Annotated in this window: 2 protein-coding genes and 1 pseudogene; 1 reads left to right on the top strand and 2 read right to left on the bottom strand. The window is 42.9% G+C overall.

Going from position 1 to position 6,336, the window contains the following annotated elements:
- A partial coding sequence (locus tag HMPREF0645_RS13855; protein WP_007174466.1) for a RagB/SusD family nutrient uptake outer membrane protein occupies positions 1 to 1,279 on the bottom strand: 1,279 nt, incomplete at its 3' end.
- A 22-nt stretch (positions 1,280 to 1,301) separates the two neighbouring features.
- Entirely contained in the window at positions 1,302 to 4,658 is a 3,357-nt protein-coding gene (locus HMPREF0645_RS08070; RefSeq protein WP_007174465.1) for a SusC/RagA family TonB-linked outer membrane protein, read from the bottom strand.
- Positions 4,659 to 5,172: 514 nt separating this feature from the next.
- Here HMPREF0645_RS08070 and HMPREF0645_RS08065 point away from each other — a divergent pair.
- Positions 5,173 to 6,129 (top strand): annotated as a pseudogene (locus tag HMPREF0645_RS08065) (IS256 family transposase, variant Zn-binding type).
- Positions 6,130 to 6,336 lie beyond the last annotated feature (207 nt).

The raw sequence follows: 6,336 nt of genomic DNA, 5'->3' as shown, positions 1-6,336 counted from the left end.
TAATCTTTTTTGTTCTTCCGTCTGTCACCCAAAATTCTGGCATTCCATTGCGCTTGAGTTCATACCAGCGATCGTTTTCTAGCATCAGTTCCTTTCTGCGCTCATTCAGTATGGCTTGCATCAGTGGCGTCAGAGGCTTTCCCTCGGCATCAATCTTTATAAGGGCGGAATGGTCAACGGGTGGAAGAGTGGATACTATATAAGGTGAATAGTCGGTGATACGATGTGAGCGAAAGTCGTTAAGCATTTTTAGAGCCTCATCTATGCGTCCTAAATGAGATAGACATTCCATGCCCATTAGTGCGAACTCGGCACCTCGTACCCCTGTGAATGCAGCTTTTGTGGTTCTAAGTTTCTTGTCTATGTATTTGAATCTAATATCCTTTTCTTTTTCGGAAAACAACTTGTAAAAGCCGATGGAAAGTGGACGCTCCTTCAGTTTGTTCACGTCTCTGTCATACGTGTAAACAGAATAGCCTGTATTTGACATGATTAATATATTTCCCGAGCGTTGTAGTTTATTTTCAAGCATATTGGTGTATTCCTTGCCTTGTAGCAAAGGATATTTGTTGAGCAATTCTAAGCATATTGGCAAAGCTTTCTCCCATTTCTCACTCCAAAAGTAGGTCCGTGCCAAATAAGCTTTTGCTACATCGGTGGTAAAGTACATCTCTTCATTCTCTTGCTTGTCATTGATGGCGGTCTGTAATTCCTTGATGATAAATTCTGCCGTTTCTTGCAAGCTGCTTCGTCCGGGTCTTGATTCCATATTGAACTCGGTAACAAGAGGCAGTCCCATCTGTTTCTCCGGTGAATTTGCGTTCCATGGATCGCAATAATCGCGCATGAGGTTATAGTATGCGACTGCACGCATGATACGAGCTGTAACGCTGAGTGTACGTGAGATGGAGTCCGATGCATTCAGTGCGTCAAGAACAATGTTGTAATCCTTGATTTCCTTGTATCCTCTCATTAAAACATACATGTTTCCTATGGCTCCGTCGCCTACATAAAAGACTTTCAAACTTCTACCTTTATTCATGGAAGCGTTCAGATTGTCGGCATATAATTCCTTTTCGATGGCACGTTTGTAGGATTCCAGCGTAACGGACGAGGGGGTAGTCTCCAATGATGACAGTTGCGCATATATTAATGCGCCGTAATCCTCTGGTGTTTTAGGCAAAACGTTGTTGTAGTTGTTCTCTTTGAGATATTCGCTACATGAGGATACGATTAGCATGATCGCAATTAAGATCCCCGTGTGATAATAGTTCTTCATATATATATCTTTTTGAATGATGTTAGAAACCTATTTGCAAGCCGAAAGTTACTGATCTGGTAATTGGATAGGTAAGCCCCGGTTGTTCTGGGTCGATGCCTCGAAAATTAGTGAAAGTGAAGAAGTTCTGTGCCGAGCAGGTGATGCCAAGATTTGAAAGTCCCAATGTTTCTGTCACGTTTTTATTAAAATGGTAGCTTAACGAAATGTTTCTTATGCGCAGGAATGATATTTCCTGTAGATAAATTCCGTCCGTGATGTTTGAACCAGTAACCGTTTTGCCTTCAAGGTTTAGGGGTGCTCCGAACGCATCTACAATGCGAGGATATTTCGTTCCTTCGCGATTCTCTGTTGTCCATCTGTCCATCCTGTCTCGCGCCACGTTGAGGTGGTTGGTATAAATGTCGCTGAAAGATGTTTGGGGAGTGTTATTTCTGGAATATCCTACCATGGAATAGTTGACAGGAGAATTAATTTCGTTGAGTACCTTTCCCCCTATTGAATAGGCGGCTTGTGCACTGAACGTGAATCCTTCATAGGATACATTTATACTTCCGCCTCCTGAATAGGGAGCGTTACGGGTACCGAGATAGAACTTGTAGTTTGCCACGTTCTTCTTGTCGGCAATTGTTTCGAACTTTGCATTAGGAACAGTCTTCATGTTGTAATATCCTGTTTCCTTGTCTATTCCCGTTGTTATACCATTGAAAATGGCATCAAGCGGGTAACCTTGATATTTCCCATTGCTGATTCCAAAAAGAGGTGCTACAAATTCCACGAGTTCGTTTCTGTTCCATGATAGATTGACCGATGTCGATAAAGTTAGTTTCTTCGTCTTTACGGGAGTTCCATAGATGGATATTTCCAAGCCTCTGTTCCGTATTTTTGAAGTATTGAAACTCAATGTCGTGAATCCTGTGGTGGACACTGTTCCCACTTTGGTGATGATGTCGGAGCCGAGTTTTTCATAAATCTCGGTATTAATGTTCAATCTGTTGTTGAACATTCCCATGTCGATGCCCAGTTTCATGTCGCGTGTCCGTTCCCACCGCAAATGTGGATTTGGAGCGTTTTTCACCGTTCCTGTTATATGACCGTTCCATTTTTTTCGTCCTGTGTTTATGACTAAGCTTTTCAACATGCCTTGCACTACATTTCCTGTAAAGCCATAGGATACGCGCATGGTTAGTCGGTTGATTACAGGCTTTATGCTTCTCCAAAATCTTTCGTTGTCAATGTTCCATGCCGCGCCTACAGAATATGTTGGATTAAATTGTTCCTTGGTACCGAAGTTATTTGACCCATCGGTTCTCAAAGCTGCATTGAGGGTGTAAGTATTATTGAAGTCATAGTCCACGGTAGTGAAAAAAGAGGCATATTTTTGCTCGTCCCACTGCGAGGAGGAAAGATCATCGATCAACTTTTTCCACTCCGAGTAAGACATATTTCCCTTCTCAGGAGGTTCGGGCATACCTGTTATTTTTGTCTCCGGATCATATCCATATTGCATCATAAAAGACCTTTGGTTTTTAGCGGATCGGATTTCGCAGCCTCCGATCATGACTATGTGGTGCAATTTCCGAAAGTCTTGTGCGTAACGAAGCATGAGCCTTCCCATGAAATTATTCCCTTCGTTGAAGTTCTGCCTCAGAATTCCATAACCCTTCCATTCTCTATTTTGCATGTCCCATGGCAGCCGATTCATGAATGCAGCATAAGTATTCTTGCCCAATTCGTCAGTACCATTGGTGTTGTTTCGTCCGTATGCTGCTATTCCCGTAAATTTAAGATTATTGGTGAGAAAATAATCGAAGGTTCCTTGGATGTTGATGCCCAATTTGGTGTTGCAACTTGATGTTTCATTCATCTCCCTCAGTATGTTGAAACCATTTGTAGGGATGTAGGGGAGTGATGCGTCGCCTGCATTTATTTGGGTGAGATTGAAATAGGTCATATCTGCCCGATAGCTTCCGTCAGCGTTGTATGGCGTTTCGTAAGGATTGGCAAAATAGGCGTATCTAAACGGGTCGACGCTTGATACGAAATCGTCGCTTTTTTGAAAGGAAACCGTTGACTTGAACCCGAGCTTTAACTTTGAAGTGGGATTCACGTTGATTTTCATGTTAAAGGTATAACGTTGATAGTCATTTCTTTTGACCAATCCCATATTCTTTGTGTAGGATAGCGAGGTATAATAATCCATCTTGCCTGCTCCTCCTGACAACGATAGGTTGTGATTTTGCGATAGGGAATTCCTGAAGATCTCGTCATACCAGTTGACATTATTTCTTTTAAGTCCTTCTATATAAGCACTCTTTTCTTCCTCTGTCATTTTTTCGAAACCGTTTTCAGTCCATAATTTCCCATTTCTACCAATTTTGTCTGCATGGATCATCCCCACAATACCGATCACGGGGTACCAGCCATTGCCCGATTTGAAAGGTTTCGCTGAAAATTCGTTCCATAATTCCTGCTCCCATCGTATCTTTTCCTCCGCATTCATAATATTTTCCTGCCGTTGGGGGTATAATCCGATGGTAAACAGAGTGGAGTAGTTCACATGTGGCTTACCGACTTTTCCACGCTTGGTAGTGATAGAGATTACGCCACCTGCTGACCTTGAGCCATAGATAGCCGAGGCTACGGCGTCTTTCAAGATGGTTATACTTTCTATGTCGTTAGGATTGATATCTCCAATTCCGTTTCGAAAGATATCATTGAAATCACTTGCATTCATCATGTTAGTGCCCAATACTTTCGGCAAGTTGTCCTGCATGATGACTCCGTCAACCACCCACAGTGGTTCAGCCGAGCCATTGACGGTGTTAACTCCGCGTATCCTTACTTGAGCGCTTTCTCCGGGTTTCCCGTTTGGAACGCTTACGTGCACGCCAGCAATTTGTCCTTGCAGAATCTTGTCAATCGACGTAGGCACTTGATTTTCTATTTGCTCGTGTGTGACTACGGCAAAAGAACCGGCCGAACGTCTTTTTAAAAGTCTGTTGTATCCTGTGGAAACCACTTCGCCCAACACATTGATTTTGTCGTTTAGCCTAATCAAAAGATCGTGATATGGAGGTTGCAGCGTTATTTTTTTAGCTTCCATGCCCAAGTAAGTGACTTGTATGTAAGACGGGGCAGGTAATGAGATGGCATGAAAAAGGAATTTGCCATCAGCGTCGCTCGTTGCAACAGCTTTTTTGCCGTTGAGCGTGATACTGGCACCGATCACAGGTCTACCTTCATGATCAACGATTTTTCCAGAAATTAATATTTCCTTATTGTCTTCCTCTATCATGTTGTGCGTCTGGTCATTCGCCATCGCGTACGAAGTGATTGTTGCTGAGAGAAGAATAGCAGTAATAATTTTAAAAAACATATTTGAATATTTTTATTTTTTTACGAGTGCAAAGTTACCTAAAGGAAATTTTGCTTACAATACCTTAAAATAGGTAATTTATCACGACTTTGTCCTCGGTGCATCTCGAATGTGCTGTTGTTACTGCATGGTAAAAGCTGTATCCAGACACCGTGTGTAAGCAATATTCAGAAAAAACATGTTGTTCGATTGATTTATCAAGAAAATATGTAGTGCGTACAATTAAGTAGTGTTTACTGGATAAATTATATTCGTTTGATATACAATAAATTATATCGTTTTATCTTTGGTTGTTTAACATAAAACTTGTACCTTTAGACCTATAGCTCAATTTGCAGGATGGACCATGTCTCAAACACCGATTAACACAGGGGTTCTGAGCAATTCAAACGTTTCAGGGCTAAAATCGACGATCAAAAGCCGTCAATAGCTCATTTTGCAGGATACAGTATCGCTCTAATGCCGATGGCCACTAACTTTGCGGGCGATTCAAAAGCCATAAAAGCAGAGTTAGATGAACAAGAAAGAGTGCCCGGCGTGCCACAGTAAGCACACGGTAAAGAATGGCATCCGCAAGGGTGTTCAGTTGTATTTGTGCAAGGACTGCGGATACCAGTTCCGTGCTGGAACGGACTTGAGTGAGGATGGTCTATGGGATGCTTATCAACAGGAGAAACAGATGATCCAAGAGCTTTCCGTGCGCTTTGGTAAGAGCGTTTCGACTATCAAGCGAAGGCTGCGTAACGTTAAGCGTGAGTGGACGCAGCCAAGTCTTTGTGGAGGAGGCTTCGTTCACATGGATGTCACCTATTGGGGTCGTAGCTTCGGAGTTATCCTGGCAATGGATTCGTCTACTGGAGAGCCTTTGTACATGGAGTTTGTCAAGAGCGAGACTGCGAAGGATTACTCGGATGCTATTGATAGCATAAAGAAACGCGGCTATGAGGTGCGCGGCATTATCATTGATGGGAAGAAGAGTCTGTTCAAGCTGTTCTCTGACTATCCTATACAGATGTGCCAATTCCACATGAAGCAGATCGTCAGACGTTACCTTACTCTTAATCCCAAACTACTGGCAGCGATAGAGTTGAATGCCTTGATGAATAAGCTTACCAAAGCAAAGGAGGATGATTTCAAACGGGAATATGAAGCATGGAAGAGTGATTACCACGAGACTATCAACAGACGTTCGGTCTACAAGAATGGTAGCAGTCACTACACTCACCAGTGACTCAGGACGGCTATGCGTAGTCTTGACTTCTATCTGCCGTATCTCTTCACATACCAGCGGGAGGATTGCAAGGGGATGCCAAACACTAACAACAAGATTGAAGGTACGTTCACTGATCTGAAGAAGAACCTGAACAACCACAGTGGCCTGACGATGGAAAACCGCAAGCGGTTCATTTCTGGGTTTTTCTTGGAATTGACAGAATCTCTAAGTATGAAAAAGCAGGAGCTGCATAAGTAGCAACTCCTGCCCATACTTGTCGATTCGTGCAGTCCTATTCCTCATGGAGTTGCTCCCCGGCAGAGCTCCATTATGCTTCAGACTGCGACGCAAAGGTACAACATTGTTTGCGAAATCGGCGGGAAAGCCATCCTGCAATTTGAGCTATTGAGAGATACTACCCCAAGTTCATCCTGCAAAATGAGCTATACGCCGATTTCGGCAAGT

This window comes from Hallella bergensis DSM 17361 (assembly GCF_000160535.1).
GTDB lineage: Bacteria > Bacteroidota > Bacteroidia > Bacteroidales > Bacteroidaceae > Prevotella > Prevotella bergensis.
The sequence above is the reverse complement of the archived record's forward strand: the minus strand, read 5'-3'. Positions and strand labels throughout refer to the sequence as shown.